The organism is Paraburkholderia sp. SIMBA_030 (assembly GCF_046535245.1).
In the GTDB taxonomy this organism is placed as follows: Bacteria; Pseudomonadota; Gammaproteobacteria; order Burkholderiales; family Burkholderiaceae; genus Paraburkholderia.
This window is the reverse complement of sequence record NZ_JAWRXB010001688.1, coordinates 1-234: the sequence shown is the minus strand read 5'-3', so window position 1 is coordinate 234 and position 234 is coordinate 1. Positions and strand designations below refer to the sequence as shown.

Here is a 234-nt window from a genome sequence, read left to right as displayed (position 1 = left end):
GCTCGGCCTGTACCGCAACGAAGGCTTCGTGTCACTGCCGTTCCGCGATACGCGCCCCGGCCGCTGGGCCGCAAGCGCGGCCGGCTTCTACCTGCACGGCCAGATCGAGGCCGGCACGCTGTGCCCGGCGACGATGACGCAGGCCGCGATTCCGGTGCTGCAGAAGGAGCCCGCGCTGTGGAACCTGCTGCGCGACAAGCTGTACAGCGACGACTACGATCCGCGCGACGTGCC

At 70.1% G+C, this 234-nt stretch carries 1 pseudogene; it reads left to right on the top strand.

Annotation, left to right across the window (positions count from 1 at the left end):
• A pseudogene (locus tag SB772_RS45775) lies at positions 1-234 on the top strand (DNA alkylation response protein); the annotation flags it as partial.